At 73.1% G+C, this 26820-nt stretch carries 24 protein-coding genes and 2 pseudogenes; 15 read left to right on the top strand and 11 right to left on the bottom strand.

Translation table 11 applies throughout. From position 1 onward, the window contains the following. The first annotated feature begins 130 nt into the window (after positions 1 to 130). The gene (locus AB0950_RS08050; protein ID WP_366778093.1) at positions 131 to 1072 is read left to right on the top strand and encodes a DUF3048 domain-containing protein; all 942 of its coding nucleotides are present in this window, start codon (positions 131 to 133) and stop codon (positions 1070 to 1072) included. A 143-nt stretch (positions 1073 to 1215) separates the two neighbouring features. On the opposite strand, the gene AB0950_RS08045 is transcribed toward AB0950_RS08050, so the two are convergent. Beyond that, positions 1216 to 1680 carry a MarR family transcriptional regulator gene (locus AB0950_RS08045; RefSeq protein ID WP_360156919.1) on the bottom strand — a complete coding sequence of 155 codons (465 nt, stop codon included), beginning with the start codon at positions 1678 to 1680 and terminating at the stop codon, positions 1216 to 1218. Positions 1681 to 1863: 183 nt separating this feature from the next. On the opposite strand from AB0950_RS08045, the gene AB0950_RS08040 reads away from it, so the two are divergent. The 8 genes from AB0950_RS08040 (at position 1864) to AB0950_RS08005 (ending at position 9182) form a co-directional block, all read left to right on the top strand. Continuing rightward, positions 1864 to 2619 (top strand): CoA transferase subunit A, encoded by a 756-nt coding sequence (locus AB0950_RS08040; protein ID WP_366778092.1) that lies wholly within the window; start codon positions 1864 to 1866, stop codon positions 2617 to 2619. Then, positions 2619 to 3263: a CoA transferase subunit B gene (locus AB0950_RS08035; protein WP_360156925.1), complete on the top strand. Its 645-nt coding sequence runs from the start codon at positions 2619 to 2621 to the stop codon at positions 3261 to 3263. The genes AB0950_RS08040 and AB0950_RS08035 overlap by 1 nt, the downstream gene beginning before the upstream one ends. A gap of 5 nt (positions 3264 to 3268) precedes the next feature. Continuing rightward, positions 3269 to 4471, top strand: a complete 1203-nt coding sequence (locus tag AB0950_RS08030) for a thiolase family protein (RefSeq protein WP_366778179.1) — start codon at positions 3269 to 3271, stop codon at positions 4469 to 4471. A 15-nt stretch (positions 4472 to 4486) separates the two neighbouring features. Further along, positions 4487 to 5260 (top strand): protocatechuate 3,4-dioxygenase subunit beta, encoded by a 774-nt coding sequence (pcaH, locus tag AB0950_RS08025; protein ID WP_360156928.1) that lies wholly within the window; start codon positions 4487 to 4489, stop codon positions 5258 to 5260. A 5-nt stretch (positions 5261 to 5265) separates the two neighbouring features. Then, entirely contained in the window at positions 5266 to 5868 is a 603-nt protein-coding gene (pcaG, locus tag AB0950_RS08020) for a protocatechuate 3,4-dioxygenase subunit alpha (RefSeq protein WP_366778091.1), read from the top strand. Continuing rightward, the gene (pcaB, locus tag AB0950_RS08015) at positions 5865 to 7202 is read left to right on the top strand and encodes a 3-carboxy-cis,cis-muconate cycloisomerase (protein ID WP_366778090.1); all 1338 of its coding nucleotides are present in this window, start codon (positions 5865 to 5867) and stop codon (positions 7200 to 7202) included. The genes pcaG and pcaB overlap by 4 nt, the downstream gene beginning before the upstream one ends. After that, the gene (gene pcaD / locus AB0950_RS08010; protein WP_360156937.1) at positions 7199 to 8326 is read left to right on the top strand and encodes a 3-oxoadipate enol-lactonase; all 1128 of its coding nucleotides are present in this window, start codon (positions 7199 to 7201) and stop codon (positions 8324 to 8326) included. The genes pcaB and pcaD overlap by 4 nt, the downstream gene beginning before the upstream one ends. A gap of 64 nt (positions 8327 to 8390) precedes the next feature. Beyond that, entirely contained in the window at positions 8391 to 9182 is a 792-nt protein-coding gene (locus AB0950_RS08005; RefSeq protein ID WP_360156940.1) for an SDR family NAD(P)-dependent oxidoreductase, read from the top strand. Positions 9183 to 9359: 177 nt separating this feature from the next. On the opposite strand, the gene AB0950_RS08000 is transcribed toward AB0950_RS08005, so the two are convergent. After that, entirely contained in the window at positions 9360 to 12044 is a 2685-nt protein-coding gene (locus tag AB0950_RS08000; protein WP_360574249.1) for an AAA family ATPase, read from the bottom strand. A gap of 349 nt (positions 12045 to 12393) precedes the next feature. Between AB0950_RS08000 and AB0950_RS07995 the strand changes: the two genes are divergently transcribed. Continuing rightward, positions 12394 to 13491, top strand: a complete 1098-nt coding sequence (locus AB0950_RS07995) for a DUF2510 domain-containing protein (protein ID WP_366778089.1) — start codon at positions 12394 to 12396, stop codon at positions 13489 to 13491. A gap of 164 nt (positions 13492 to 13655) precedes the next feature. On the opposite strand, the gene AB0950_RS07990 is transcribed toward AB0950_RS07995, so the two are convergent. Further along, positions 13656 to 14294 carry a TetR/AcrR family transcriptional regulator C-terminal ligand-binding domain-containing protein gene (locus AB0950_RS07990; RefSeq protein ID WP_366778088.1) on the bottom strand — a complete coding sequence of 213 codons (639 nt, stop codon included), beginning with the start codon at positions 14292 to 14294 and terminating at the stop codon, positions 13656 to 13658. Between the two features lie 272 nt (positions 14295 to 14566). Between AB0950_RS07990 and AB0950_RS07985 the strand changes: the two genes are divergently transcribed. Both AB0950_RS07985 and AB0950_RS07980 read left to right on the top strand, forming a co-directional pair. Then, entirely contained in the window at positions 14567 to 15370 is an 804-nt protein-coding gene (locus AB0950_RS07985; protein ID WP_366778087.1) for a phosphatase PAP2 family protein, read from the top strand. Continuing rightward, complete coding sequence (locus tag AB0950_RS07980) at positions 15367 to 16326, top strand: hypothetical protein (RefSeq protein ID WP_360156955.1); 960 nt, start codon at positions 15367 to 15369, stop codon at positions 16324 to 16326. Before AB0950_RS07985 ends, AB0950_RS07980 begins: the two co-directional genes overlap by 4 nt. Positions 16327 to 16389: 63 nt before the next feature. Here AB0950_RS07980 and AB0950_RS07975 read toward each other — a convergent pair whose 3' ends face one another. The 3 genes from AB0950_RS07975 to AB0950_RS07965 all read right to left on the bottom strand — a co-directional run bounded on the left by AB0950_RS07975 (position 16390) and on the right by AB0950_RS07965 (position 19807). Further along, positions 16390 to 16725, bottom strand: coding sequence for a hypothetical protein (locus tag AB0950_RS07975; protein ID WP_360574258.1), 336 nt, complete (start codon positions 16723 to 16725; stop codon positions 16390 to 16392). 82 nt (positions 16726 to 16807) lie between these two features. Then, the gene (locus tag AB0950_RS07970; RefSeq protein WP_360156961.1) at positions 16808 to 17692 is read right to left on the bottom strand and encodes a phospholipid scramblase-related protein; all 885 of its coding nucleotides are present in this window, start codon (positions 17690 to 17692) and stop codon (positions 16808 to 16810) included. A 66-nt stretch (positions 17693 to 17758) separates the two neighbouring features. Next, positions 17759 to 19807: a phosphocholine-specific phospholipase C gene (locus tag AB0950_RS07965; RefSeq protein ID WP_366778085.1), complete on the bottom strand. Its 2049-nt coding sequence runs from the start codon at positions 19805 to 19807 to the stop codon at positions 17759 to 17761. Between the two features lie 242 nt (positions 19808 to 20049). Between AB0950_RS07965 and AB0950_RS07960 the strand changes: the two genes are divergently transcribed. From AB0950_RS07960 to AB0950_RS07950, 3 genes are read left to right on the top strand one after another with little or no spacing between them, the layout of a single operon-like run. Continuing rightward, a complete protein-coding gene (locus AB0950_RS07960) occupies positions 20050 to 21114 on the top strand; it encodes an aromatic ring-hydroxylating dioxygenase subunit alpha (RefSeq protein WP_366778084.1) in 1065 nt (354 codons plus the stop codon). Further along, a complete protein-coding gene (locus tag AB0950_RS07955) occupies positions 21111 to 21284 on the top strand; it encodes a hypothetical protein (protein ID WP_360156970.1) in 174 nt (57 codons plus the stop codon). The genes AB0950_RS07960 and AB0950_RS07955 overlap by 4 nt, the downstream gene beginning before the upstream one ends. After that, a complete protein-coding gene (locus tag AB0950_RS07950; RefSeq protein WP_366778083.1) occupies positions 21281 to 22210 on the top strand; it encodes a PDR/VanB family oxidoreductase in 930 nt (309 codons plus the stop codon). Before AB0950_RS07955 ends, AB0950_RS07950 begins: the two co-directional genes overlap by 4 nt. Before the next feature lie 15 nt (positions 22211 to 22225). Here the strand turns inward: AB0950_RS07950 and AB0950_RS07945 are convergent, their stop codons facing one another. From AB0950_RS07945 to AB0950_RS07925, 5 genes and pseudogenes are all read right to left on the bottom strand, one after another. After that, on the bottom strand, positions 22226 to 22621 hold the full coding sequence (locus AB0950_RS07945) for a group 1 truncated hemoglobin (protein ID WP_360156976.1): 396 nt from the start codon (positions 22619 to 22621) through the stop codon (positions 22226 to 22228). A 174-nt stretch (positions 22622 to 22795) separates the two neighbouring features. Further along, a complete protein-coding gene (locus tag AB0950_RS07940) occupies positions 22796 to 24970 on the bottom strand; it encodes a discoidin domain-containing protein (RefSeq protein WP_360156979.1) in 2175 nt (724 codons plus the stop codon). Positions 24971 to 25021: 51 nt separating this feature from the next. Continuing rightward, positions 25022 to 25243 (bottom strand): annotated as a pseudogene (locus AB0950_RS07935) (DUF3459 domain-containing protein); the annotation flags it as partial. A 204-nt stretch (positions 25244 to 25447) separates the two neighbouring features. Next, a pseudogene (locus tag AB0950_RS07930) lies at positions 25448 to 25828 on the bottom strand (LacI family transcriptional regulator); the annotation flags it as partial. 113 nt (positions 25829 to 25941) lie between these two features. After that, complete coding sequence (locus AB0950_RS07925; RefSeq protein ID WP_366778082.1) at positions 25942 to 26613, bottom strand: hypothetical protein; 672 nt, start codon at positions 26611 to 26613, stop codon at positions 25942 to 25944. Positions 26614 to 26820 lie beyond the last annotated feature (207 nt).

Genomic DNA, 26820 nt, shown 5'->3' with positions numbered 1-26820 from the left:
CCCGATGAGCGCACAATCGGACAAACGAACGGGGGGCATCGTGGGCGAAAGACACAGAGCGCGCATAGGACGCGCGACACCGCGGGCGGCCGCGCTGACCGCTTCGCCGAGCCTGGCCCTGGTCTTGGCCTTGGGCCTGGCTCTCTCCCTCCTGGCGGGCTGCACCCACCACGGCCCGGGCGACGCCCGCCCCCCGCGGCACACCCCCACCGCTCCCCCGCCGTCGCCCCCGCCCCCGGCTCCCTCGGCCACGGCGGCCGGGTCACCGCTGGCCGTGAAGATCGACAACGTGTCCGCGGCCCGCCCGCAGACGGGGCTCGACGCCGCCGACGTGGTGTACGCCGAGCAGGTGGAGGGCGGCCTGAGCCGGCTGATGGCGGTGTACGCGACCCGGCTCCCCCGGACGGTCGGGCCGGTGCGCAGCGCCCGCGCGTCGGATCTGGAGCTGCTGCGCCAGTTCCACCGGCCGACGCTCGCCTTCTCCGGCGCCCAGCACAAACTGCTTCCGCTGATCGACAAGGCGCCGCTGCGGGCGGAGTCCCCCGACGAGGCCCCCGCCGCCTACTACCGGGGCAGCGGCAGGGCCGCCCCGCACAACCTCTACGTCCACCCCGGCAAGCTGCTGCCGTCCGCCCCGGGCAAGGCGGCGCTGACGACCGGCTTCCGCTACGGTCCGGCCCCGTCCGGCGGCACCCCCACCGCCTCGCGCACCGTCCGCTACCCGGCGGCCCGCTTCGGCTTCACCTGGTCGCCGGCACGGCACCGCTGGCTGGTCGCGATGGACGGCACGCCCACGACGACCACGGACGGCGCGCGGGTGGCGGCGGCGACGGTCGTCGTGCAGTACGTGAAGATCACGGCCTCCCGCTATCACGACGTGCTCGGCAACCACACGCCGTCCACCGAGACGGTCGGCTCGGGGAGGGCGCAGGTGCTGCGCGACGGCCGGTCCTTCGACGCCTCCTGGTCCCGGCCGGCCGCGACGGACGGGACGACGTTCACGGCGGCGGACGGCAGCCGGATGAACTTCGCCGACGGCCAGGTGTGGGTGGTGTTCGCGCCGGCGCCGTGAGACGCCGGGGTGCGTCGGCTCGGTGGCCGGACCGCTCCGCCGCGGCACTGTGAGATGCCCGTGTGCGTCGGCCCGGCGGCCGTGTCCCTCCGCCGACCGGCGCCGTGACGTGTGGCCGCGTCGGCACTGCCGCTCCCGCGCGGTCAGCCCTGCGCGGCGAGGGGCTCGGCCGGGTTGCGCAGGTCCTCCGCCGCGTCCGCGACCCGGCGGATCAGGTCGAAGAACACGGTCTGCTCCTCGGCGGACAGCGGCGCGAGGAAGACCTGGTTCATCCGGGCGGTGCGCACGGTCAGCCTGCGGTGGGTGCGCAGCCCTTCGTCGGTGAGCCGGAGCAGGAAGCGCCGGCCGTCCTGCGGGTCGCGCACCTTGTGCAGCAGGCCGCGGCGGCCGAGCCGGCTGATGACCTCGGCGACGGTCGACCGGTCCAGCCCCACCCGCTCCCCCACGGTCCGCTGGTCGAGGCCCGGCTCGGCGACGAGCGCGTTCATGACCGCGAACTGCGGTGAGGTGATCTCCTCGGAGACCATCGTGTTCCACAGCAGGTAGTGCGCCTGCTGCAGCCGCCGCGCCAGGTGCCCGGGATGGGTGGTGAGGTCCACCGCGGCCATGTGCACTCCCCTGATCGATTCGTAGGTGCACTGAACAATACCCGGCACCCCGACCTCATGTCGCCCGCCCGAAACCGAGAAAAGGTGAGGTCTTGACGGTTTCGCGCGGCGGTGGCAGCGTGAGGGACACCTCGCTGAAATACTCAGTGCCCTGATTAATTGCGAAGAGATGGGGCTTCACGTATGGACAAGGTGGTCGCCACGGCCGCTGAGGCGGTGGCCGACGTGCCGGACGGCGCGTCCCTCGCGGTCGGCGGGTTCGGGCTGAGCGGCGTGCCGAACGTGCTGATCCAGGCGTTGTACGAGCGCGGAGTCGGCTCTCTCTCGGTCGTCTCCAACAACTGCGGGGCCATGGACACCGGTCTCGCGGTGCTGCTGGCAGCGGGCCGGATCGCCCGGGTGACCGGCTCCTACATCGGCGCCAACAAGGAGTTCGCCCGCCAGTACCTGGCCGGGGAGCTCGAGGTCGAGCTGATCCCGCAGGGCACGCTGGCCGAGCGGCTGCGGGCCGGCGGCGCCGGGATCCCCGCGTTCTACACGCCGGCCGGAGTGGGTACGCAGGTCGCCGAGGGCGGGCTGCCCTGGCGGTACGACGGCTCCGGCGGGGTCGCGCTGGCCTCGCCGGCGAAGGAGGTGCGGGAGTTCGACGGCGCCGAGTACGTCCTGGAGCGCGGCATCCGCACCGACTTCGCGCTGGTCCGGGCGGCGCGCGGGGACCGGCACGGCAACCTCGTCTTCAACAGGTCCAGCCGGAACTTCAACCCGCTGGCCGCGATGGCCGGGCGGATCACCGTCGCCGAGGTCGAGGAGCTGGTCGAGCCCGGCGCGATCGACCCCGACGCGGTGCATCTGCCGGGCATCTTCGTGCAGCGGGTGGTCGCCCTCGCCCCCGAGCAGGCGGCGGACAAGAAGATCGAGCGGCGGACGGTGAGCGGCTGATGGCCTGGACACGCGAACAGATGGCCGCGCGGGCGGCGCGGGAGCTGCGGGACGGCCAGTACGTCAACCTCGGCATCGGGCTGCCCACACTGATCCCCAACCACCTCCCCGAGGGCGTCGAGGTCGTCCTGGAGAGCGAGAACGGCATCCTGGGCACCGGCCCCTACCCCACCGAGGACCAGGTCGACCCGGATCTGATCAATGCGGGCAAGGAGACCGTCACGGTGCTGCCGGGCGCGTCCTTCTTCGACTCGGCGCTGTCCTTCGCGATGATCCGGGGCGGGCACATCGACGTGGCCGTGCTCGGCGCGATGCAGGTGTCCGCCGGCGGCGATCTGGCCAACTGGGCGGTGCCGGGCAAGCTGGTCACGGGGATCGGCGGGGCGATGGACCTCGTCCACGGCGCCCGGCAGGTGATCGTGGTGATGACGCACACCGCGAAGGACGGTTCCCCGAAGATCCTCAAGGAGTGCACGCTGCCGCTCACCGGCAAGGCGTGTGTGAACCGGGTCATCACGGATCTCGCGGTGCTGGACGTCACCGAGCAGGGTCTCGCCCTGGTCGAGTGCGCGCCGGGTGTCACCGTCGACGACGTCGTCGCCCGCACCGACGCCGAACTCATCATCACGGAGAACCTGCTGTGAACGCGATCAACACGGTGTACGTCGTCGACGCCGTCCGCACCCCCATCGGCCGCTACAACGGCGCCCTCGCCTCCGTACGCCCCGACGACCTCGCCGCCCTCACCCTCCGTGAACTCCTCGCCCGCACCCCGGACCTGGATCCGGCCCGGATCGAGGACGTGTACCTCGGCAACGCCAACGGCGCCGGCGAGGAGAATCGCAACGTCGCCCGCATGGCCGCCCTGCTGGCCGGCCTGCCCACCTCCGCGCCCGGCGTCACCGTCAACCGGCTGTGCGCCTCCGGTCTGGAAGCGGTGGTCCAGGCGGCCCGCGCCATCGCCGTCGGCGACGCGCACATCGCCGTGGCGGGCGGTGTGGAGTCCATGACCCGCGCCCCCTACGTCCTGCCCAAGTCCGACCGCCCGTTCCCGGCCGGGCACACCGAGCTGTACTCCACGACCCTCGGCTGGCGCATGGTCAACCCCCGGATGGACCCGCAGTGGACCGTCCCGCTGGGCGAGTCGGCCGAACTGATCGCCGACAAGCACAAGATCACCCGCGAGCAGCAGGACGAGTTCGCCCTCGCCTCCCACCGCAAGGCGGCCGCCGCCCGCGAACAGGGCCTGTTCGACGCCGAGTCGGTGCCCGTGCCCGTCCTGCGGCGCAAGGGCGAGCCCGAGCCGTTCACGCAGGACGAGTCCGTACGGCCCGACGCCTCGCTCGCCGCGATGGCCCGGCTCAAGCCGTCCTTCCGTACGGAGAACGGCACGGTGACCGCCGGGAACGCCTCCCCGCTCAATGACGGCGCCGCCGCCCTGCTCCTCACCGACGAGGAAGGCCTGAAGGCCACCGGCCGTGAACCGCTGGCCCGGATCTCCGCGACCGGCGTCCACGCCGTCGACCCGCACTACTTCGGGCTCGCCCCCGTCGAAGCCGTCAACCGCGCCCTCGCCAAGGCGGGCAGGACCTTCGCCGACCTGGACGTGCTGGAGCTGAACGAGGCCTTCGCCGCCCAGGTCCTGGGCTGCCTGGCCGAGTGGCCCGAGTTCGACCCGTCGGTCCTCAACCCCCAGGGCGGCGCCATCGCGCTCGGCCACCCGCTCGGCGCCTCCGGCGCCCGCCTCGCCGGCACGGTCGCCCACCAGCTCGCCCGCCGCGGCTCCGGAACCGGCGTGGCCACCCTCTGCATCGGCGTGGGCCAGGGCCTCGCCCTCGTCCTCGAACGCTGACCCCTAGGACTTGCCATGACTCTCACCCAGCAGGACATCGACCAGGAGATCGCCGCCGAGCACGCGGCGTACGAGAAGCGCGTGGCCGACGGCGCACCCGTCGAGCACCACCCGCGCCGCGACTACGCGCCGTACCGCTCCTCGGTGCTGCGCCACCCCAAGCAGCCCCTGGTCGCCATCGACACCGCCCAGGACCCCGAGATGGTGGAGCTGCGCTCCCCCGCCTTCGGGGAGCGCGACATCACCGGGATCGACAACGACCTCACCCGGCACCACCGCGGCGAACCGGTCGGTGAGCGGATCACCGTCTCCGGGCGGCTGCTCGACCGCGACGGGCGACCGGTGCGCGGTCAGCTGATCGAGATCTGGCAGGCCAACTCGGCCGGCCGCTACGCCCACCAGCGCGAGCAGCACGACGCCCCGCTCGACCCGAACTTCACCGGCTTCGGCCGCACCCTCACCGACGCCGAGGGCCGCTACCACTTCACCACCATCCAGCCCGGCCCCTACCCGTGGCGCAACCACGTGAACGCCTGGCGCCCGGCGCACATCCACTTCTCGGTGTTCGGCACGGCGTTCACGCAGCGGCTGGTGACGCAGATGTACTTCCCGAACGACCCGCTGTTCCCGTACGACCCGATCCTGCAGTCGGTGACGGACGACGCGGCCCGGCAGCGACTGGTCGCCACCTACGACCACAGCCTGTCGGTGCCCGAGTTCTCCCTCGGCTACCACTGGGACATCGTGCTGGACGGCCCGGCCGCCACCTGGATCGAAGAAGGACGCTGACCGCCATGACGAAGACCGACACGAGCAGCCCGGAGCAGGTGCTGCCCACCCCGTCCCACACGGTCGGCCCCTTCTACGGCTACGCCCTGCCCTTCCGCGGCGGCGAGGAGATCGCCCCGCTCGGCCACCCGGACACCGTCACCGTGCACGGGTACGTCCTCGACGGCGCGGGCGAGCCGCTGCCGGACGCGCTCGTCGAGCTGTGGGGTCCGCGCCCCGACGGCACGGTCCCGCAGGTGGACGGCTCCATCCGGCGCGATCCGGCCACCGGCGGCTATCTCGGCCGCAACGGCGTGGAGTTCACCGGCTGGGGCCGGATCCAGACCGACGCCGACGGCCACTGGTACGCCCGCACCCTCCGCCCCGGGACCCGCGGCCGGGGCGCGCCGTACCTCAGTGTCTGCGTGTTCGCCCGCGGTCTGCTCGTGCACCTGTTCACCCGGATCTATCTGCCGGGCGACGAGGCCGCGCTCGCCGCCGACCCGCTGCTCACCCGGGTGGGCGAGCGGCGCGACACGCTGATCGCCGTCGAGGAGGGCCCGGCCGCCTACCGTTTCGACATCCGCCTTCAGGGCGAAGGCGAGACGGTCTTCCTGGAGTACCAGTGACACCTGACCACAGGGACGGCGACACCGGCCTGCTCGCCCCCGGGTGGGCCGGCTCTCCCGCCGCCGACGCGACCGGCGACAGGGCGTATCTGTGGGCCCTGCTGGATGCCGAGGCCGCCCTGACCCGGGCCCAGGCCGCGCTCGGCCTCGCCCCGGCCGAGGCCGCCGAGGCGGTGACCGGGGCGGCCGACCCCGCCCGCTTCGACGTGCGCTCCCTCGCCGAACGCGCCCGCGCCGGCGGCAATCCGGTCATCCCGCTCGTCGCCGACCTCACCGCCGCCGTGGGCGAGCCGTACGGCCCGTATGTGCACCGGGGCGCGACCAGCCAGGACATCCTGGACACCGCGCTGATGCTGGTCGCCGCGCGCACCCTGGACCTGCTCCTCGCCGACCTCGGCCGCACCGGGCGCGCGCTGGCGGACCTGGCCGTCGCACACCGGGACACGCCGATGCCGGGCCGCACCCTCACCCAGCACGCGGTGCCGACGACCTTCGGCCTGAAGGCGGCCGGCTGGCGGTCACTCGTCCTGGACGCCCGGGACCGCGTCACGGCGGTGCGCGAGGCACTGCCCGCCCAACTCGGCGGCGCCGCCGGGACCTTGGCGGCCTTCCAGGCGTACGGCGCCCAGGACCCGGCCGCGCTGACGGCGGCGTACGCCCGCGAAGTCGGGCTGGCCGCACCGCGGTTGCCCTGGCACACCCTGCGCACCCCCGTCGCCGACCTGGCCGGCTGTCTGGCGTTCACCGCCGGCGCCCTGGGCAGGATCGGCGAGGACGTGCTGACCCTGTCGCGCACCGAGATCGGCGAGGTGACCGAGGGCAGCGGCGGCGGCTCGTCCGCCATGCCGCACAAGGCCAACCCCGTGCGCTCCACCCTCCTTTCGGCCGCTGCCCGACGCGCCCCGCAGCTCGCGGCCACCCTGTACGGCTGTGTCGCCGCCGGGGACGAACGCCCGGCCGGGGCCTGGCACGCCGAGTGGGAGCCGCTGCGCGACCTGCTCCGGCTGACCGGCGGCGCGGCCCGGGACGCGGCCGAACTCGCCGCGGGCCTGAGCGTGAACGCCGACGCCATGCGCCGCGATCTGGACCTGACCCGTGGACTGATCGTCTCCGAGCGGCTGTCCGCCGTCCTGGCGCCCCGGCTCGGCCGCGCCCGGGCCAAGGAGCTGCTCACCGCGCTCGCCCGCCGCACCCACGCCGAGCACCGCTCGCTCGGCGAACTCCTCGCCGAAGAGCCCGAGTTGAAGGACCTGGACCTGGCCGAGCTCACCGACCCCGCCCGCTACACCGGTTTCGCCGGTGCCCTCACCGACCGTGCCCTGGAGCGACGTTGACCGAGAAACTCCTCAACCACCGGATCGAAGGCCCGGCTTCGGCTCCCGCACTGCTGCTCGGCCCCTCGCTCGGCACCTCGTACGCCCTGTGGGACGCGCTCGCGCCCGAACTGTCGGCCCGTCACCGGGTGGTGCGCTGGGACCTGCCGGGGCACGGCGGTTCCGCGCCGGAGCTGATCGGTCCGGGCGCGACCGTCGCCGACCTCGCCGCGCTGGTGCTGGACCTCGCCGACACGCTCGGCATCGACCGGTTCGCCTACGCGGGCGTCTCCCTCGGCGGCGCGGTCGGCCTGCATCTGGCCGTGCACCACCCCGACCGGCTGACCTCCCTGGCGGCCATCTGCACCTCCGCCCACTTCGGCGGCGAGACGCCCTGGCGGGAGCGGGCGCAGCGGGTGCGCCGCGAGGGCATGGAGTGGCTGGCAACGAGCGCCGACGCACGCTGGTTCACCCCCGGGTTCACCGTGCCGGGGCTGGTCCGGGACCACCGGGAGGCCGATCCGGAGGCGTACGCCGCCTGCTGCGACGCGCTCGCTGCGTTCGACCTGCGCGACCGGCTCGGCGCCATCGCCGTACCGACGCTCCTGGTGGCGGGCAAGCAGGATCCCGCGACACCGCCCGCGCACCTGCGGGAGATCGCCGACGCGGTGCCCGGCGCGACGCTGGTGGAGCTGCCCGGCGCCTCCCATCTGGCGCCCGCCGAGTGCCCGCGGGCCGTGCTGGCGGCGCTGCGCACCCAGCTCGACGGGCCGCCGGCGAGCGGGATGGCGGTGCGCCGTGAGGTGCTGGGCGACGCGCACGTGGACCGGGCGCAGGCCCGGCAGACCCCGTTCACCGCCCGGTTCCAGGACTTCATCTCCCGCTACGCCTGGGGCGAGATCTGGACCGATCCGACGCTGTCCCGGCGCGAACGCAGCATGATCACGCTGACCGCGCTGGTCGCCCACGGGCACTACGACGAGCTGGCGATGCACGTCCGTGCCGCACGGCGCAACGGGCTCACCCCGGAGGAGATCGGCGCGGTGCTGCTGCAGACCGCCGTGTACTGCGGGGTGCCGGCCGCCAACTCCGCGTTCGCGACGGCCCAGCGGGTGCTCGACGAGGAGGACGGCGAAGGAGGGTGACCCTGCCGGTCGTAGCTTCGCCAGCACCTCCCTCGCGGCGCCGGGCCGTGCCTAGGGTGGAAGCATGTCCACCATCCTGATCACCGGCGCCACCTCCGGACTCGGCCGGTACGTCGCCTTCGAACTGGTCCGTTCCGGCCATGTCGTGCTCGCCCACGGCCGGGACCGGAACCGCACCGAGCGGCTGGTCGCGGAGCTGCGCACCGAGGGCGAGGCCGAGGCGTTCGTCGCCGACCTGGCGCGGCTGGCCGAGGTGCGCGAGCTGGGCGCACGGGTCGCCGAGGCCCGTCCGGACCTCGACGTGCTGATCAACAACGCGGGGATGGGCGGCGGCACGCCCGGTTCCGGGCGGGAGCTGAGCGCCGACGGGCACGAGCTGCGGCTCGCCGTGAACTATCTCGCGCCCGTCGTCCTCACCCGGTCCCTGCTGCCGGTCCTTCGGTCCAACGCGCCGGCCCGGATCGTGAACGTCGGCTCGGCCGGCCAGGAGCCCCTCGACTTCACCGACCCCGAACTCAGCCGCGGCTACACCGGGATGGCGGCGTACTGCCGCAGCAAGTTCGCCCTCGCCGCGCACACCTTCACCCTCGCCGAGGAACTCGCCGGCAGCGGGGTCTCGGTGAACGTCCTGCACCCGGCCACCTTCATGGACACCGCGATGGTCCGCGAGAGCGGGATCGCCCCGTGGAACTCGGTCGCCGACGGCGCGCCCGGCGTCCTTGCGCTGGCTACGCAGGATGTGGGCAGCGGGGGCTACTACGACGGGACGCGACGGGCGCGGGCGCACGAGGAGACGTACGACCCGCAGGTGCGCAAGCGGCTGGCGGCGGTCACGGAGCAGTTGCTGACGGTGTGAGGGCTGCGGTATGCGTCGACGGCATACGATCTACGGGCGCCCGTACACCGACGCCTGCATACAGCAACCGGCGGATCGTATGCGGACGCCCGCATACCGTCGCCTGCCAGCGGGATACCGCACACCGCATGCAGCCACAGGACGGCGGCATACCGGCGTCTGCATACCGTCGTCCGCCTACCGCAGCCCGCGCCCCGTCTCCAGTACCTCCCTCGCGCGGGCCGCGAGGCCTTCCGCGCCGCAGGCCCGGGCGAGGTCGAGTCCCCGGCTCAGTTCCGTGGCGGAGCGGGCGGAGATGCCGTACTCGACGCGGGCCGCCGCGTGTTCGTACTGGCAGGGTGAGGATTCCAGGTAGGCGACGGCCTGCGCGGCGAGCTGGGCCGCGCGGCTGCCGGTCTCCAGGGCGGCGGCGCAGCGCAGGGCCTCGCCGAGGGCGGTGTCCGTGCCGAAGCGTTCGGCCTGCCGGCGGGCCTCGGCCGCGAGGTGGGCGGCGCGCTCGGGGTTCTGTCCGGCGAGGGCCTTGGCGAGGTCGATGGACCACGGGGACAGGACCGGGTTGTGGCCGCCGCGTGAGGCCGCGGTCTTCTCCGCTGCCTCGAGTTCGTGTATGCCGTCCTCGGTGCGGCCGACGGCGAGCAGCAGCCGGCCGCGCACACAGCGGATGTCGGGCAGCACGATCGTGGACGGGTAGGGCGGTGCGAAGCCGTACTGCTCGGCGATCGACCAGGCCTCGTCGGTACGGCCGCGGGCGAGCAGGGTGTCGACCAGTCCGCAGGCCGCCGACCAGTACAGCGGCAGGCGGCGGCCGACGCGTTCGGCGAGGACGAGGGCCTCGCGCAGGGTGGACTCGGCGTCGCGCAGCCGGCCCTGCCTGCGGTAGGCGAGCCCGAGGAAGGCGTTGGCGAGGGAGAGGTGGCCTCCGCGCCAGCCGGCCGTGGTGTAGACGCGCAGGGCCTCGGCGAACAGGCTCTCGGCGCGGTCGAGCCGGTCGGCGTAGGCGTACGCGCTGCCGAGCATCATCAGCAGCTCGATGCCCCACTCGGGGTCGGTCCAGCCGAGGCCGGGGGCGAGGCGGCCGTTGACGAGGGCGCGGTCGCACAGGTCCAGGACCTCCTCGGCGCTCTCGCCGTGGGCCATGGCGTCGAAGCCGCGCAGGATGAGCAGGGCGCGTTCGGAGTTGTCGCGGCCGGTGCAGGTGCTCGCGAGTTCGGCGAGGCGCCGGGAGCGGGCCGGGGAGACGGTCTCGCCGTGGATGGCCTCCCACATGAACTGCACGGCCTGCAGCCGCATCCGCACGGGGCCCGGTCGGTGCCGGGCGGCCTCGGCCTCGACCGTGCGGACGGCCTCTTCCAGCTGGTCGTTGTGGAGCAGCGCCTGGGAGAGCCGGACGACCGCGTCGACCCGGCGTTCGGCGTCGAGGCCGGGCATGCCGAGGGCGTGCCGGAGGTGTTCGACGGTGACGGCGGGCGCGGTGAGCAGGGTGGCGCAGCCCAGTTCGTACAGGACGTGCGGCTGGACCTCGGGGAGCGGGGGTTCGCGCAGGGCGCGTTCGAGGCAGGTGCGGGCGGCGTCGGGGGCGCCGACGGCGAGGTGTTCGCGGGCGGCCTCGCGCAGCTGCTCGACGAGTTCCTCGTCGCCGTCGGGGTGCACCTTCAGCAGGTGCCGGGCGGCCTGGGCGGCGCCGCGTCCCAGCTCGGTGATGAGCTGGGCGGCGACGCCGTGCATGGCGGTGCACACGCCGGACGGGATGGAGTCGTAGACGGCGCTGGCGATGAGCGGGTGGACGAACTCCAGCTCGCCCTCCTCGCGTTCGCCGCCGGCCGCGGGGTCGGGTGCGGTGAGGATGCGGGCGGTGCAGAGCAGGTCGGCGCAGTGCCGGGCGACGGGCTCGTCCATGGTGGCGAGGCGGGCGACCGTGTCGACGGTGATGCCGGTGCCGAGGATGGCGGCCGCCCAGGCGAACTGCGTGGCCTCCAGGCCGAGTTGCTTGATCCGGTCGACGAGTCCGCCGCCGCGTGCGGCGCGGTTGAGGGCGCGCAGTTCGCCGGCCCTCGCCTCGACCGGCTGCACCTCGCTGTCGCGCACCTTGGCGAGGAGTTCGGTGGTCTCGTAGGGGTTGCCCGCGGTGACGGCCCAGACCTCGCGGCAGAAGGCGTCGTCGGCGTGCCGGCCGAGGGCGGCGCGGGTGAGTCCGGCGGCGGCTTCGGGGGTGAGGGCCTTGAGGTTGCCGACGGGGCGGCCCGCGGCGGCGGCCACGGCGTCGAGGTGGCGGGCGCTGTCGCCGCCGGTCTCGCCGGGGCGGCGGGCGACGACGACGAGGACGGAGAGGTCGTCCAGGCGCTCGGCGAACGCGGCGAGCCAGCGCAGGGTCTCCTGGTCGGCCCAGTGCGCGTCGTCGATCAGCAGCACCAGCGGCCATTCGCGGCGGGCGAGCCGGCGTACGGCGGCCACGAGGCCGTCGCACACGTACTGCGGGTCGGCGCTGGCCTCCTGCGGGTGGGCTATGCCGAGCGCGGGGCCGGCGATGTCGTACCAGTCGCCGAGGTACTCGCGGGCCTCCTCGGGGAGTAAGGACAGCAGGGCGGGCTGGAGCAGCTGGCGTACGACGTTGAACGGGACGGACCGCAGGGTCTCGGCGCCGCGCGCGGACCACACGGTGCAGCCGCGGCGTTCGGCGATGCGGCGGATCTCGGCCAGCAGGGCGGTCTTGCCGATGCCCGCCTCGCCGCGGAAGACCAGCAGACCGCCCGCGGACGACTGGTCGGCGCACAGGAGGTCGAGTGCCCGCGTGACGGTGGCGAGTTCCGCGTCCCGCTCCCACAGGGAAGCCGAGGCAGCCGCCGGCGGCCGTCCCTCCGTCATCCCGTTCCCTCCCCAGGTCGCCCGAATGACGTACACGCCCGAGCGTAGCCGTCCGGTGGGACGCGTGGTGGCCGCACGGGGCAGGTGTTGCCCCGGCGGGTGAAAGCGGGTGCCGGTGGGCGACGTTCGCGCGGGCCGCGCGCCTGCTCGGCGGCGCAGAGAGCGTCAACCGGGGCGGCCCGGAAGCCGGTTCTCCGTGCGCTCCCGCGAGACCCAGGGGGCGCGCGGTGGCGGTGTGGAACGGTCTGGAGCGGTGGGCAGAAAAAAACCGGGGGCGAAATGTCCGGTCCGGTGGTTTGGCGGCGGATCCTCTCATCCCGCTTTCACCGACGCCTCATACGGTGGGGTCATGACGCAGGTGACTCCTCCGGGGTGGTACCCCGACCCCGGGCAGACGAACGACGGCCCGCCCACCGAGCGCTGGTGGGACGGCAAGGCCTGGACGGACCGGACCCGCCCCGCGGGCACGGCCGCCGTATGGGGTCCCCCGCCACAGCCCCCGGGGGCCGGCGCCCCGCAGCCGGCACAGCCGGCGGCGCCCTCGGCCGCGCCGGCGTACGGCGGGCAGCCCGGTTATCCGGCGTATCCGCCCTACCCCGCACCGCCGCCGGGCGGGCCGCGGCGCGGGCTGCGCACGGGCATAGCCGTGACGGCGGCGGCCGCTGTGCTGGCGTGCATCGGGGTCGGCGTGTGGGCCCTCACCAAGGACACCGGCGGCGGCGCCGACGACCGGGCCGGGTCCCGGCAGGGGGCGGCGGGCGGACCGGACGGCGGTCAGGGCGGGCCGGGCGGCGGCTTCGGCGGCCAGGGCGGGTCCGGCGGCTCGGGGGGTTCCGGGGGGTCGGGCGGCTCCGGCGGCCAGGGCGGCTCCGGCGGCGCCTCGCCGTCGCCGAACGAGTCCGCGGCGCCCAAGGTGCCGGGCGGCGGCAGGGTGCCGGACCCGGTCAACGGCATCAGCCTGCCGGTGCCGAAGGGCTGGACCGGGCAGGTGCTCAGTGTCGGCGCGCAGGTGACGTCCGACCACTCCTACAAGTGCCCGGGCGACGCCTCGCAGCCCTGCACCGCGGGCGGCGCCTACTCGGCTCCGGCGCAGGCGCTGGGCACGAAGGGCGACACGGCCGAGGAGGTCGCCAAGGCGGACATCGCGGCCAACGCCAAGGAGTCGTACGGCGGCAAGGTCTACGGCGGCATCACCTCGCACCAGGTGCTGGGCTCCGGCGCGGTGACGGTGGCCGGGCAGAAGGGGTACATGGTGCGCTGGAAGGCGGTCACCAGCAAGGGCGCCGACGGCTATGTGGAGTCGGTCGCCTTCCCCTCGCCCGACGACGCCAAGCAGATCGTGGTGGTGCGTTTCGGCATCGACGTCGGGCAGAAGACGTCGGTCGTCGACGAGATCCTCAAGGGGATCGAGGTCTCGTCCTCCGGCGGCAGCGGCCAGGACGTCTGACCGCCGGCCCGGCAAGGCCGCGCCCGTACGTGTGCGGCCGGGCGGGGCACCCTCCGCTCAAGAGGTGCCCCACCCGGCCGGTGGTGCGCGCCGCCCCCGTCCCCACGGTGCGGCGCGGACAGGTCACCGTTCCGTCATCCCCTGAACGGCGGCCTGGTCTCGGGTCAGCGCTCGTCTCCGGGCGGCCCTTCGGCCAGTCCGAGCGCGGGCAGGGCGACGGCCTCGACGAACCGGCTCAGATAATCGGAGTCGGCGTACTCGCCGCAGAGCACCGGCCGGACGCGCAGCACGCCGAACATCATGGCCGGGACGAACTCCAGCGCCGGATGACCGGCCCTGATCTCGCCCCGGTCGACGCCCCGCGCGAGGATCTCCTGCAGCGCCGCGATCTCCGGGTACACCAGCGCCTCGCGCAGCGCCTGGGCCAGTTCGTGGTCGGCGGTCACCGCGGGCCCCAGGGCCTGCAGCAGCTTGGTGTCCTTGCCGGACCAGTCCCCCGCGGCCCGCGCGGCCTGGCGCAGGTCCTCTGCGAGCGATCCGGTGTCGATGCCGGCGAACCGCACCCGGCGGCTGGCGCGCAGCGCGGCGGCGACGAACTGGGGCTTGGTCTTCCACTGCCGGTACAGCGTGGACTTGCTGCACCGGGTGGTGGCGGCGACGCCCTCCATGGTGACGGACTCGTAACCGCACTCGCGGATCTGGTCCAGCACGGCGTCGAAGAACTCCCGCTCACGCTCGGGCGTGATCTTGGAGCGGCGCGAGGCGACGACCGTGTCCGGTCCGTCCGCGGCCTGCGACGTCATGCGCTGCTTCCCCTCACTCGTGTCCGGTGGTGACTTCGGCACGGCCCCGCTGAAGCGTCGTTCGAGCCGGGCTCGAGCCGGGCCTTGGAACCTGCGGTTCCAGTGTGTCGTACGTCAACCCATACGCCAGTGTACCGGTACTCGACCGTATCGGTACACTGGCGTATCGGTACATGGCCGTATCGGTACGAGGACGTATCGAAGAGCCCCGGCCCAGCGCGGGGGTTCGTCCGCACCACCACACGCACCACCGTCAGCGAAGGGGCCGGGGGATGACTGCCCGAACCGCGCCTGCAGAGGCAGCGCCCAAGCCGCGGAACACCACCGCGCGCCCCGCACTCATACGTGAGCTTCTGCTGGTCGCGGGGCTCTTCCTCGTCTACAAGCTCGGCCGGCAGCTGGCCACGGGGCACACCGCCGAGGCCCTGCGCAACGCCCACCGCGTGTGGCACCTGGAGCGGACGCTGGACCTCCCGCACGAGAACGCGGTGCAGTCCCCGCTGCTGCACGGCACCACCCTCGCCCACCTCGCCAACACCTACTACGCCACCGTCCACTTCCCGGCGACGCTGGCCTTCCTGGTCTGGCTGTACCTCAGGCGCCCCGCGCACTACGTGTGGGCCCGCCGGGTCCTCGCGGTCGTCACCACAGCCGCGCTGGTGCTGCCGTTCACGTTCCCGCTGGCCCCGCCGCGGATGCTGACCGGCACCGGCCTGGTGGACACCGCGCGGATCTACGGCCCGGACGTGTACGGCCCGCCCTCCAGCGACCATCTGTCCAACCAGTTCGCGGCGATGCCCTCGCTGCACTTCGGCTGGGCGCTGATGGTGGCGGTCGGCCTGATCGCGGCCATGCGGTCCAGGTGGCGCTGGCTGTGGCTGCTGCACCCGCTGGTCACCCTGCTGGTGATCGTGGGTACGGCGAACCACTACTGGCTCGACGCGATCATCGCCACCGCCATGCTCGGCGTCACCCTCGCGGTGATCCATCCGCCGCACCGGACGGCCACCACGGCCGGGCGCGGTGCCGGCCGGCTCGCGCCGCGCGAGCCCGTCCTGGCGGGAGCGGGCCGATGAGCGCCGCCGCCGTGGCCGCCGTCGCGCTCTCCCTCGTCTCCGCGGTCGCCTACGCGCTGGCCGCAGTCGCCCAGGAACGCCTCGCCTCCCGCACGGCCGGCGCCGGCCTGCTGCGGCTGCTCGGCACGGGCGCCTGGTGGTGGGCGGTCGGGCTGAACGCGGCCGCCGCGCTGCTGCACGTCATCGCCCTCAAGTACGGTCCGCTCACGCTGGTCCAGCCGCTGGGCGCGCTCACCCTGGTCGCGGCCGTGCCGCTCGGCGCGCGGGCGGCCGGGCGCCGGGTCAGCGCGGCGGAGTGGCGCGGTACGGCGCTGACGCTGCTCGGGCTCGCCGCGCTGCTCGTCACCGCCTCCGGTCCGGCGCCCGCGCGGGTGCTGTCGCTCACCGAGGCGCTGGCGGTCGCCGGTACGACCGCTGCCGCGATCGGCATGCTCTCCTGGCCCGGCGCCCGGCCGGGGCTCAGGCACGCCACGGCGTCCGGTTTCGCCTCCGGGGTCGCCTCGGCACTCACCCAGACGGTGACCGTGGCGGCCACCGACCGGACGGGCCCCGCGCTGAGCCTCGAGGTCATCGTGGTCGCCGTGCTCGTCGCCGCGTTCGCCGTCGGCGGGCTGCTGCTGTCGCAGACCGCCTACCGCGGCGGCCTCGGCGGCCCGCTGGCCCTGGTCACCCTCGCCAACCCGGTGGCCGCCGCGGTCATCGGCCTCACCCTGCTGGGCCAGGGCCTCCACGGCGGCCCGGCCGGCGTCCTGCTGGCCCTGGCCGGTGCGGGCCTGGCGTCCTGGGGCGTGGTGCTGCTCACCCGGGTCGCGCCGCAGGGCGCACCGGAGCCGGTGCCCGCCGAGGAGGACCACCCCGTCGCCCGGGTGCTGGCCCTGGAACCGGACACGGCCGCGGCCGAACCGGCCCTGATACCGCGGCAGCCGGAACAGCCCGGACACCTCACGGCGCTCTGACGTCCTGGACTCCCCGACGCGCCGGCGCGACCGGCCACGCGGGTCCCGCGCCGGCGGGCCGGATCACTCCGCGTGGACCAGTGCTTCCTTCTGCAGCTGCACGGCCGCCAGCAGGCTCAGCCTCGGCTCCGCCTGGCGCAGTGCCTTCACCGCCGCGACCGAGGCGAGGTCCCCCTCGAAGCCCACGGCGGCCAGGCGGGACCGGGTCCAGCGGGCGCGCACCCGGCCCTCACTGGCGGCCGCGGCCGACTCGACGAGTGCCACGGCGCGCTCCAGGCCCAAACGCTCCTCGGGCGGCGCCCCGGCCAGCGCCGCACGCAGCGCGTCGGCGACCACGTCCGCGTCCCGGATGACCGGTACGACGTCGTGCTTCCTGTTCAACCCCGTGAAAACAGCCATGCGGATCATGCTGGTCGCCGGGCCCCTCGGGCGGCAAGGGACTTGAGGTTGCTCAGAGGTCCCCCGGGACGACGGGGTCCGCTCAGTTCCAGCCCCGCGAGTCCTGCTTGAGGGCGGTGTCGACGGTCAGGGCCGTCGCCACCACGAGGCTCAGCAGCGGCTCGGGCAGCTGGTAGTGGATCTGCAGGACGTAGTTGTCCGCGGTCGTGAAGAGCGTCTTGGCGAGGCCCTCCCAGGTCTTGGTGATCCGGGCGACCTCGTTGTCCGCGTGGTCGACGATCGCGAAGTTCCACGCCCGCCAGTTCTCCGCCTTGATCGCGCCGACCTGCCGGCCGTTCGCGTTCATCGCGAAGTTGATCTTCCCGATCATGTTCTGCTGGACGATCTCGCCGACCTGCGAGCCGTCCGGACGCGAGACGATCACCCGGGACTTGAAGAACTTCGCGGGCCGGGTCAGCAGCAGCTGCGGCTGGCCGTAGGCGTCGCGGATCTCCAGCTTGTGGGTCATGAACTGGTCGAGGCTGGAGACGAAGCGCAGGATCTTCTTCAGCGCGCCCTGCCCGACCTCGGTGACCGAGCCGATCTCCCGGCCGTTCTGGTCCATGACCTTGTACTCGTTGGTCAGCTCGATCAGCTTGGCCTTCTGGTTCACGACCAGGACGGGCTCGGTGAAGAGGGTGCCGCCGCCGGGGCCGCCGGCCGCGACCCCGGCCTGCTGCTGCACCTGGCGCTGCACCTTGGGGTCGGCGCCCTGCGCCTGCGGGGCGCCGTACTGCGGCGGCGCAGGCTGGTGCTGGGGGGCCGCCTGCTGCTGGGGCGCGGCCTGCTGCGGCGGCACCTGACCGGCGGGCTGCTGCGCCGGGTTGGTGTGCTCGGTCCACTGCGCGCCGTCCCAGTAGCGCAGTGTCTGCGGTGCTCCGTGCGGATCCGGGTACCAGCCTGCAGGAGTGTTCGATTGCGTGGTCACCGGGGCACACTACCCTGATGTGACCGGTACCTGACCAGTCCGCACGGAGCGGTGTTCATCGCCCGTTCACTCCGTGACGATCGCCGGGTCGCTGACGCCGGGCAGGCCGTTCTCGACATGGCCGGCGAAGCCGCGCAGGAACGCCGGGTCGGCCTCGCAGGTGACCGTCACGTCGTACCAGCGCTTGCTCGCGGTGAGGTCCACGGTGTGCTTGACGGTGGCACCGGGCCGTACGGTGACGGTGACCGGGCCGCCGCCGTATCCGTTGACGACCTTCAGCTTCACCGTGCCGGAACCCTTGTTGGTGAAGGTGAGTTCCAGGTCGTCGCCCACGTGCCGGGCGGTCGCCTCCGGTCCCGCCGCCTTGCCCTTGCCCTTGAAGACGCGCAGGAAGCCGTTGGGGCCGTGCACCGCGAGGTCGTGGACGCCGCCGGAGTAGGCCGAGTTCCAGGTGTCGGACAGGGACGCGCCGGCCGCGGTGGTGTAGGTCCAGGGACCGTCGGTGCGGTTGCCGGAGGTCACCAGGAAGGCGCCGCCCGCGTCCGTCCCCGAGGCGAAGGTGAGCCTCAGGGTGCCGGCCGCGGTGTCCGCGGAACCGTCCACGGCGGGGGCGTACTTCAGCGGGCGGGTGGGCCGGCTGCCGGGCTCCTGCTTCGGCAGGGCTGGGTCGGCGGGCGGCTTGGGCACGTAGTCGGGGTGGCGGTCGTGGTCCGGCGGCTGGTAGCCCGCCGTGGACGGCAGCGCGACGGGCCCGGTGTCCTTGCGGGAGAAGTCGAAGGCGCTGGTGAGGTCGCCGGTGACGGCACGGCGCCAGGGCGAGATGTTCGGCTCGTGCACGCCGAATCGGCGCTCGATGAACCGGATGATCGAGGTGTGGTCGAAGGTCTCCGAGCAGACGTAACCGCCCTTGCTCCACGGCGAGACGACCAGCATCGGCACGCGCTGGCCCAGCCCGTAGGGGCCGGCGACATGGCTCGCGTCGCCCTTGTACAGGTCGAGGGAGGCGTCGACGGCCGACTTGCCCTGGGCGCCGGAGGCCGGCGGGAAGGGCGGGATCACGTGGTCGAAGAAGCCGTCGTTCTCGTCGTAGGTGAGGAACAGCGCGGTCTTCCCCCACACCTCGGGGTTGGAGGTGAGGGCGTCCAGGGCCTGGGAGACGTACCAGGCGCCGTAGTTGGCGGGCCAGTTGGGGTGCTCGGTGAAGGCCTCGGGTGCGACGATCCAGGAGACCTGCGGCAGCGTGCCGGCCTTCACGTCGGCCTTCAGCCGGTCGAAGAAGCCCTCGCCCTTGCGGGCGTCGGTGCCGGTGCGGGCCTTGTCGTACAGCGGGTCGCCGGGCGCCGCGTCGCGGTACTGGTCGAAGTACAGCAGGGAGTTGTCGCCGTAGTTGCCGCGGTAGGCGTCGTCGATCCAGCCCCAGCCGCCGTTCGCGTCGAGGCCGTCGCCGACGTCCTGGTAGATCTTCCAGGAGACCCCGGCCTGCTCCAGGCGCTCGGGGTACGTCGTCCAGCCGTAGCCCTTCTCGTCGTTGCCGAGGACCGGGCCGCCGCCCTTGCCGTCGTTGCCGACGTAACCCGTCCACATGTAGTAGCGGTTCGGGTCGGTGGAGCCCATGAACGAGCAGTGGTAGGCGTCGCAGATGGTGAAGGCGTCGGCGAGCGCGTAGTGGAACGGTATGTCCTGGCGGGTCAGGTGCGCCATGGTGGTGGTGCCCTTGGCCGGCACCCACTTGTCGTACTTGCCCCCGTTGAAGGCGGCGTGCGTGTCCTGCCAGCCGTGCGGCAGGTCCTGGATGAAGGCCAGACCCAGGTCGTCGGCGTCGGGGTGGAAGGGCAGCAGGTCCTTGGTGCCGTCGGACTGCTTCCAGACGGACCTGCCGTTCTGCGTGACGGGGCGGGGGTCGCCGAAGCCGCGGACGCCCCGGAGCGTGCCGAAGTAGTGGTCGAAGGATCGGTTCTCCTGCATCAGGACGACGATGTGCTCGACGTCCTGGACCGTCCCCGTGCGGTGGTGCGCGGGCAGCGCGGCGGCGCGCTGGATGCTGCTGGACAGCGCGGTGAACGCCGTGGTGGCGCCCGCGAGTTGGAGGAAGCGGCGCCGGTTGACTTCGGGCATGGGTCTGGGGGTCCTCTCGTCCTGGCGTACGTGATGCCGTCCAACTGACGGAATCTGCGCGGAGCGAGTGTTCCAAGAGCAGCAAACGTCAGGGAAGGGTGCGATGGCGCCCGTGTGAAAGTCGGCGGTCCGTGCGGTGCCGATTCGGTCGTACGAAGGCTTCCGTCAGACGGAAGTCGGCGTTGCGCCCCGTGCCGCTCCTCCCGACGATGTGGCCACACCCACAGACGGGAGCCGCAAAGATGCCGCACATGACCGCTTTCGCGAGGAATCAGTGGTACGTCGCCGCCTACGGCGAGGAGGTCGGGCGCGAGCTGCTCGGCCGGACGGTCCTCGGCGAACCGCTCGTCCTGTACCGCTCCGAGGAGGACGGCGCCCCGGTCGCCCTGCACGACCGGTGCGTCCACCGCAGGTATCCGCTCTCCTCCAGCGGCCTGGACGGCGACCGGGTCGTGTGCGGGTACCACGGCTTCACCTACGACCGCACCGGCGCCTGCGTGTACGTGCCGGGGCAGAAGCGCATCCCGCGCACCGCGCGTGTCGCCTCCTACCCGGTGGTGGAGCAGGACTCGCTGGTCTGGGTGTGGATCGGCGACCCGGCGCTGGCCGACCCGCAGACGATCCCCCGGGCCCGGCACCTGGACTCCCCCGGCTGGACCACCGTACGCGGCATGGAGCCGATCGACGCCGACTACGGCCTGCTCGTCGACAACCTCCTCGACCTGTCCCACGAGACGTACCTGCACGGCGGTTTCATCGGCACGCCCGAGGTCGCCGAGACGCCCATCACCACCGAGGTGGACGAGGGCGCGGGCGTGGTCCGGGTCAGCCGGCACATGGACGACGCCGAGTGCCCGCCCTTCTACGCCCGTTCGACCGGCATCGAGGGCCGGATCACCCGCTGGCAGGACATCGAGTACCACGCGCCCTGCCTGTATCTGCTGCACAGCCGGATCGCGCCGGTGGGCGTCGTGCCGGAGCCCGACGGCAGCGATCCGCACGGCTTCCACACCGAGATCACCTACGCCATCACCCCCTCGGCCGACGGCAAGGTGTACGACTTCTGGGCCGTGTCCCGGGACTGGGCCACCGAGGACGCCGAGGTCACCGAGTTCCTGCGGGGCAACAACCACACGGTGGTGATGCAGGACGTGGACGCGCTGAACCTGCTGCAGCGCACGCTCGGCACCGAACGCACCGGCTACCAGGAGCTGAGCATCAACATCGACACCGGCGGTCTCGCCGCCCGGCGCATCCTGGCCCGGCTGGTCGAGGAGGGCGACAAGCCGGTCGAGGGGGTCCGGTGAGCCCCCGCACCGGCGAGGTCTACCGCATCGACTGGCTGCCGGGCACCGATGTGCTGCACGGCACCTGCCACTGCGGTGCGGAGCACACCGCCGAGGACCCGGTACTGATGTGGGAGTGGATGCTCGCGCATCCCGAAGGACACGACACCAGCGAAGAGGCCGTACGGTGACCGAACTCGAACTCGTCGTGGCCGGCCGGGAGCCGGCGGCCGAGGGCGTGCTGGCCCTGACCCTGCGCGACCCGCTGGGCCGTGAGCTGCCCGGCTGGGAGCCCGGCGCCCATGTGGACCTGCTGCTCGGACCCGGACTGGAGCGGCAGTACTCGCTGTGCGGCGATCCGGCGGACCGGTCGGCGTGGCGGATCGCGGTGCTGCGCGAGACGGCCGGGCGGGGCGGCTCGGCACATGTGCACGAGCAGGTGGGCGAGGGCGGGAAGGTACGGGTGCGCGGGCCGCGCAACCACTTCCGGCTGGAGCCCGCGCCACGCTACCGGTTCATCGCGGGCGGCATCGGCATCACCCCGGTCCTGCCGATGCTCGCGGCGGCCGAAGAGGCGGGCGCGGACTGGACGTTGCTGTACGGCGGACGCACCCGCTCCTCCATGGCGTTCACCGCGGAACTGGCCCGCTACGGCGACCGGGTCACCCTCGCCCCGCAGGACGAGACCGGCCTGCTGGACCTCGGTCCGGTGCTGGACGACCTCCCCGGGGGCACCCTGGTGTACTGCTGCGGTCCGGGGCCGCTGCTGGACGCCGTCGAGGAACGCTGCCCGGCCGCGGCGCTGCGGGTGGAGCGGTTCCAGCCGAAGCAGCGACAGGCGGGCCGCGAGGAGGAGTTCGAGGTCTCCCTCGCCCGCAGCGGGCTCACCGTCACCGTCCCGCCGGACGTCTCCGTGCTGGACGCGGTGCGCGCCGCCGGGGTCGAGGTGCTGTACTCCTGCACGGAGGGCACGTGCGGCACCTGCGAGACGGACGTGCTGGAGGGCACCCCGGACCACCGGGACTCGGTGCTCACCGAGGAGGAACGGGCGGCGGGCGACACCATGATGATCTGCGTCTCCCGGTGCCGGGGCGCCCGGCTCGTGCTGGACCTGTGAGGGCCGGCCGGACCCTCACGCGGTGACGATGTCGTCCTTCAGGGGCAGCAGGGCCTCGGCGATCGTGCCGATCGTTCCCTCGGCCACCCCGGCCTCGGACAGGGCGGCGGCCAGGTGGGTCACGACGCGGTCGAAGGCGTCCTGGGTCACCGCCAGGTGCTCGTGGGCCTTGCGCATGGAGCGGCCGGTGTAGGGGCGGGCGGCGCCGAGCGCCTGGCCGATGAAGCGCCGCTGGTGCCGCTTCAGGCGGTCGAGGTCCACGCCAGCGAAGTACGGCTCAAGGGCGGGATCAGTGAGGACCTTCGCGTAGAAGGCGTCGACGACGGCCGCGACGGCCTCCTCGCCGCCGAGTTGCTCGAACAGGCTCGGGGAGACGGTCGCGGCCGGAGTGCCGGAGGTGGTGTCGGTCATGGCCCCAGCGTCGCGCCGCCGTCTTGCCGGGGCGTGAGGGGGCCGTTACCGGGCCGTCAGAGCCCCCTCCGGTGCGGTGCGGAACGCGGAGGAACGCTTCGTAACCGGTTCCTCACACGCGGGGCCGGCGGCCGAAACACCGCACCGGGGAGGGTCGGGGCGCGCCTGGCGGCGTCAGCTCGTCAGGTAGGCCTCCACCTCGCTCAACTGCCCCGCCGGCCAGCCCGTGTTGGCGCTGACGCTGAGGCGGAGGTACCGCAGGTTCGTGCCGCTCGGCAGGGAGACGGTGGCCGTGTTGCCGGTGGCCGGGTCGAAGCGGTAGCCCTGGGAGCCCACGACGGTCGAGTAGGCCGAGCCGTCGGTGCTGCCGAGCACCGTGATGGTCTGGGTGCGGGCGCTCCAGGCCGAGGACGGCGGCAGCTTCAGCACCAGGCGGCGCACGGCGTAGGACGAGCCGAGGTCGACCGTCCAGGACTGCGGGAAGGCGTTGTTGGCGGACTCCCAGTAGGAGTTCGCGTCGCCGTCGACCGCCTTGCCCGGGGTGTAGACGTCCTGGGAGCCGGTCGCGGTGGCCGGGCGGCCCTTGGCGAGGTTGCGGTTCGGGTCGGGCTCGGGGTTGCCCTGGCCGGGCTGGGGCCAGGTGGAGCAGTCCGACCAGGTGCTGCTCCAGCCGGAGTTGCCGCCGCCGTCGGTGAGGGTGAAGGAGCCGGAGTTCGCCGGGTAGGGGCAGTTGTAGACGCCGGCGGAGCCGACCTGGGTGGCGGTGACGTTCTTGAAGGTGGCCGCGCCCTGCGTCTCGGCCTGGACGACGACCGTGCCGGTGTTCTTCACGGTCGCGCCGGACACGTTGACGTTCCTCACCGGGTAGCCGTGCCCGCCGCCGGAGACGAACTCGAAGGCGCTGTACGGGCTGTCGGTGATGGTGGTGTCGGTGATGTTCACGGTCGCGTCGACCGCGCTGTCGTAGGAGTCGACGCGCAGCGCGCCCATGGGGTGGTTCCAGTTGGGGTTCATCGCGCCGGTGCGGACCAGGGTGTTGCCGGAGACCGTGATGGTGCCGGACAGGGGGGAGAAGGGGTCCATGAACTTCTGGTTGGAGATCGCGATGCCGCTGCCGAGGGCGTTGGTGTCGGAGACCAGGTTGTTCTTCACGGAGAGGTCCGTGCCGCCGTAGATCGCGATGCCGTTGGCGAGGTTGGGCTGCGAGATGGTGTTGTTCTCGAAGCTGGAGTCGGTGTCCGGGGAGTACAGCGACCACATGGCGAGGGCGTCGTCGCCCTGGTTGCGCAGGAAGTTGTTCCGGACGACGACGCCCTTGGCGGTGCCGTTGAGGTTGATGCCGTCGGCGGTGGTGTCGAGGAAGCGGCTGTTCTCCACGACCAGGTTGTCGTTGGTGCCCGTCAGCCACATGCCGCACTTGGTGTGCTGGATCCACATGCCGGAGACGGACGAGTTGGGGCCGAGGGAGCCGTTGACGAAGTTGTCGGGGCTGGAGTCGACGCGTTCGGTGACCGCGCCCATGACGGCGAAGTCCTTGATGTGGACGTTCCCTGCGGAGCTGGACTGGTCGATGAACCGGGAGGTGTGCACCACCGAGTACCAGCTGCCGGCGCCCTGGAGCGTCACGTTCTGCACGCCGTTCAGCGACGAGGTGATCTTGTAGTCGCCCGGCGGGATCCAGACCGTGCCGCCCTGGGCGGCGGCGATGGCGTCCCGGAAGGCCTGGGTGGAGTCGCCGTTGCCGGTGGGGTCGGCGCCCTTGGAGACGACGGACACCGAGCCCGCGGGCTGGGTGGCGGCGTCCGCGACCTGCTCGAAGTCGGCGACGTCGACCGTGACCTGGGTGCCGGTCGCCTCGACGGCGACCTTGTCGCCGGGCTGGACGGTGCGGCCCAGCAGCATCCGGGTGTCGTCGAAGAAGTGGTGCGTCTTGGCGCCGGCGATCCAGCCGGTGTCGATGTAGGAGTACGTGGACGTCACCGGCAGGGTCTTGGCGAGCTTGGTGCCGTTGACGTACACGTTCAGCGAGCCGGACTGGCCGTCCGGGACGCTGTAGGAGAGGTTCACGGCGTTGGCGGCGCGCGGCACGGTGAACTCCACCCGCTGGCCGGCCGACAACCGGACGGCCTGCCGCCCGGAGGCCTCGGAGGCGAGGGAGCCCTGGGTGTAGTCGGGGCCGATCTTCGTGCCGGTGGTGGTCGCCGACTCGGCCTCCACGGACGTGAAGGGGAGGCTGGCGCCCGCGGCCGCGTGCGCGGCGGGGGCGAGCGTGACGAGCATGCCGGCGGCGAGGGCGACCACCGCGCCGATGGCTGGCATGCGCCTGACATATCTGGTGCTGGCGTGCATGGGCTGATCCCTTCGTGGGGGGGTTCGTGGGACAGCTGGTACGGGGGCGGCTCAGGCGTACAGCCAGGCCGCCGTGCCCTGGGGCAGCCGGCCCGCGTCGTCCAGCGGGCCGCTGCCGAGCAGGGGCCGGGAGTGCGTGGGCAGGTCGGCGGGCGTGGGCGCGAGGTTGACCACGCAGACCGCTTCCGCGCGGGTGAAGGCGAGGACGCCGCCGGGGTCCCGCTGCTGCCGGTCGACCGCATACGACGGCCAGCCGGCCGGCTGCGGCCACGGCGCCGACGGTACGGCGCAACCCGGCGCGTCTCATCGGCGGACCCCCAGACGGCACTCATGGCAGGAGCGGTGGGCGCCGCACACTCAAGCACCGCCACCATCCACTCCGCAAGATGTCGCGCGAACTCTGTAATTATTTGACAGCCAACTGGATCTCTCGATCCACTCCGGGAACTCAGTCGCGAGGGGGACGTCTCACCCTCCGCCGGTGACCCCGCGGTCGATCAGCCGGGACGCGGCGGCGTGGCCGCCCTCGCTGGAGAAGATCGCCCGGACGACGAACTCCTCGGGCAGATCACCGGAGACCGCGCGGGCGGCGGCCGCCTTGCGCGCCGAGGGCACGTGCCCGGGATGTTGCGCTCGGCGAGCGGCCGGTAGTGGTCGTGCGGCGCGTCCGCCTGCGCGTACAGGCCGCCGTCGAAGACGCCGCCCTTGGTCTGCGTGCACAGCACCGAGGTCAGTCCGGGCGCGCTCGCCGCGCAGCCGGGTGGGGCGTTCGCACCCGAGGACGTCGAGGGCCGTCAGCTGACGTCGACCCTCTTCGCCACTTCCGCAAGGCGTGTCACGCACGCAAGCGTCGCGCAAGTTTTGCAAGCGGCTTGCGCAGGGAGTGGCCGGTCGCGCCCGGTAGCCCGGGGGGTACTTTCGGCGGCCTTCGACCCGGCGCCGCCGGCGACCTGAACGCCGGCGGTGCCGGGTCAGTTCTCGGGGGCCGGGACGACCGTGAGGTGGGCGCCCGGGCCGCGCGGGCGGCGCGCGCGGCGCACCGGCGCGGCGGGCCGGCGGCCCTCGCGCAGGACCAGTGTCAGGCGCCGGTGGCCGAGGTCCCGCAGGACATGGGGCGTCTCCTCGACGACGCGGCACTCGGTGGGGCCGCGGCGCGGGTCGGGGTGGCGCAGCAGCCGCACGGCCCCGTCGAGCCGGGCCGCGCTCTCGCCGACGGCGCGGATCCAGTGCGGCAGGCCCTGCCGGTAGGCGGCCTCCAGGAGCGGGTCCTGGGCGAGGTCGCGGCGGATCGCCTGGAGTTCGTGGTCGTGGCCGTACGCCTCCAGGGCGGCCCTGAGGTGGGCCAGCATCGGCAGGCACCAGCCCTGCTCGTGCTCGCCGAGCACGTCGCCCGCGTCCGGATGGAACAGGACGAACCGCAGGAAGTTGTCCCCGGGCATGGCCGTCGCGTGCCGGCGCACCCCGCGGAAAAGTGTCTCGAAGGCGCCGTTGGCCATGACGACGTCCCAGCGGTGGTCGACGACCACGGACGGACAGGCTAGGGAATCCAGCAGGACGGCGTAGTCCTGCAGGTACGCCTGGGTCTCGCAGGTCTCGGGGACGGGCCGCGGTGCCGGCCGCTGCCCTCCTGCCTGATGTGCCATCGGGAGGTCACCCCTCTTGCCTCTGCGGCCTTCACGCGGCCCTGCGATCCTGCGGCCCCCGGCAAGACCATGTCAACTATCGTGGCATTTCGCGGCCGTTGAAGGCTGAAATTCGCCACAGTTGTGGCGACACCTGGATGTGAGTTCGACGCACCCGCTACTCTCCGGGAAGTTCACGGCGATCGCTCGTGAGAAACGCCGGCTCAG

Source organism: Streptomyces sp. NPDC007189, from assembly GCF_040703635.1.
Classification (GTDB): domain Bacteria; phylum Actinomycetota; class Actinomycetes; order Streptomycetales; family Streptomycetaceae; genus Streptomyces.
The sequence above is the reverse complement of the archived record's forward strand: the minus strand, read 5'-3'. Positions and strand labels throughout refer to the sequence as shown.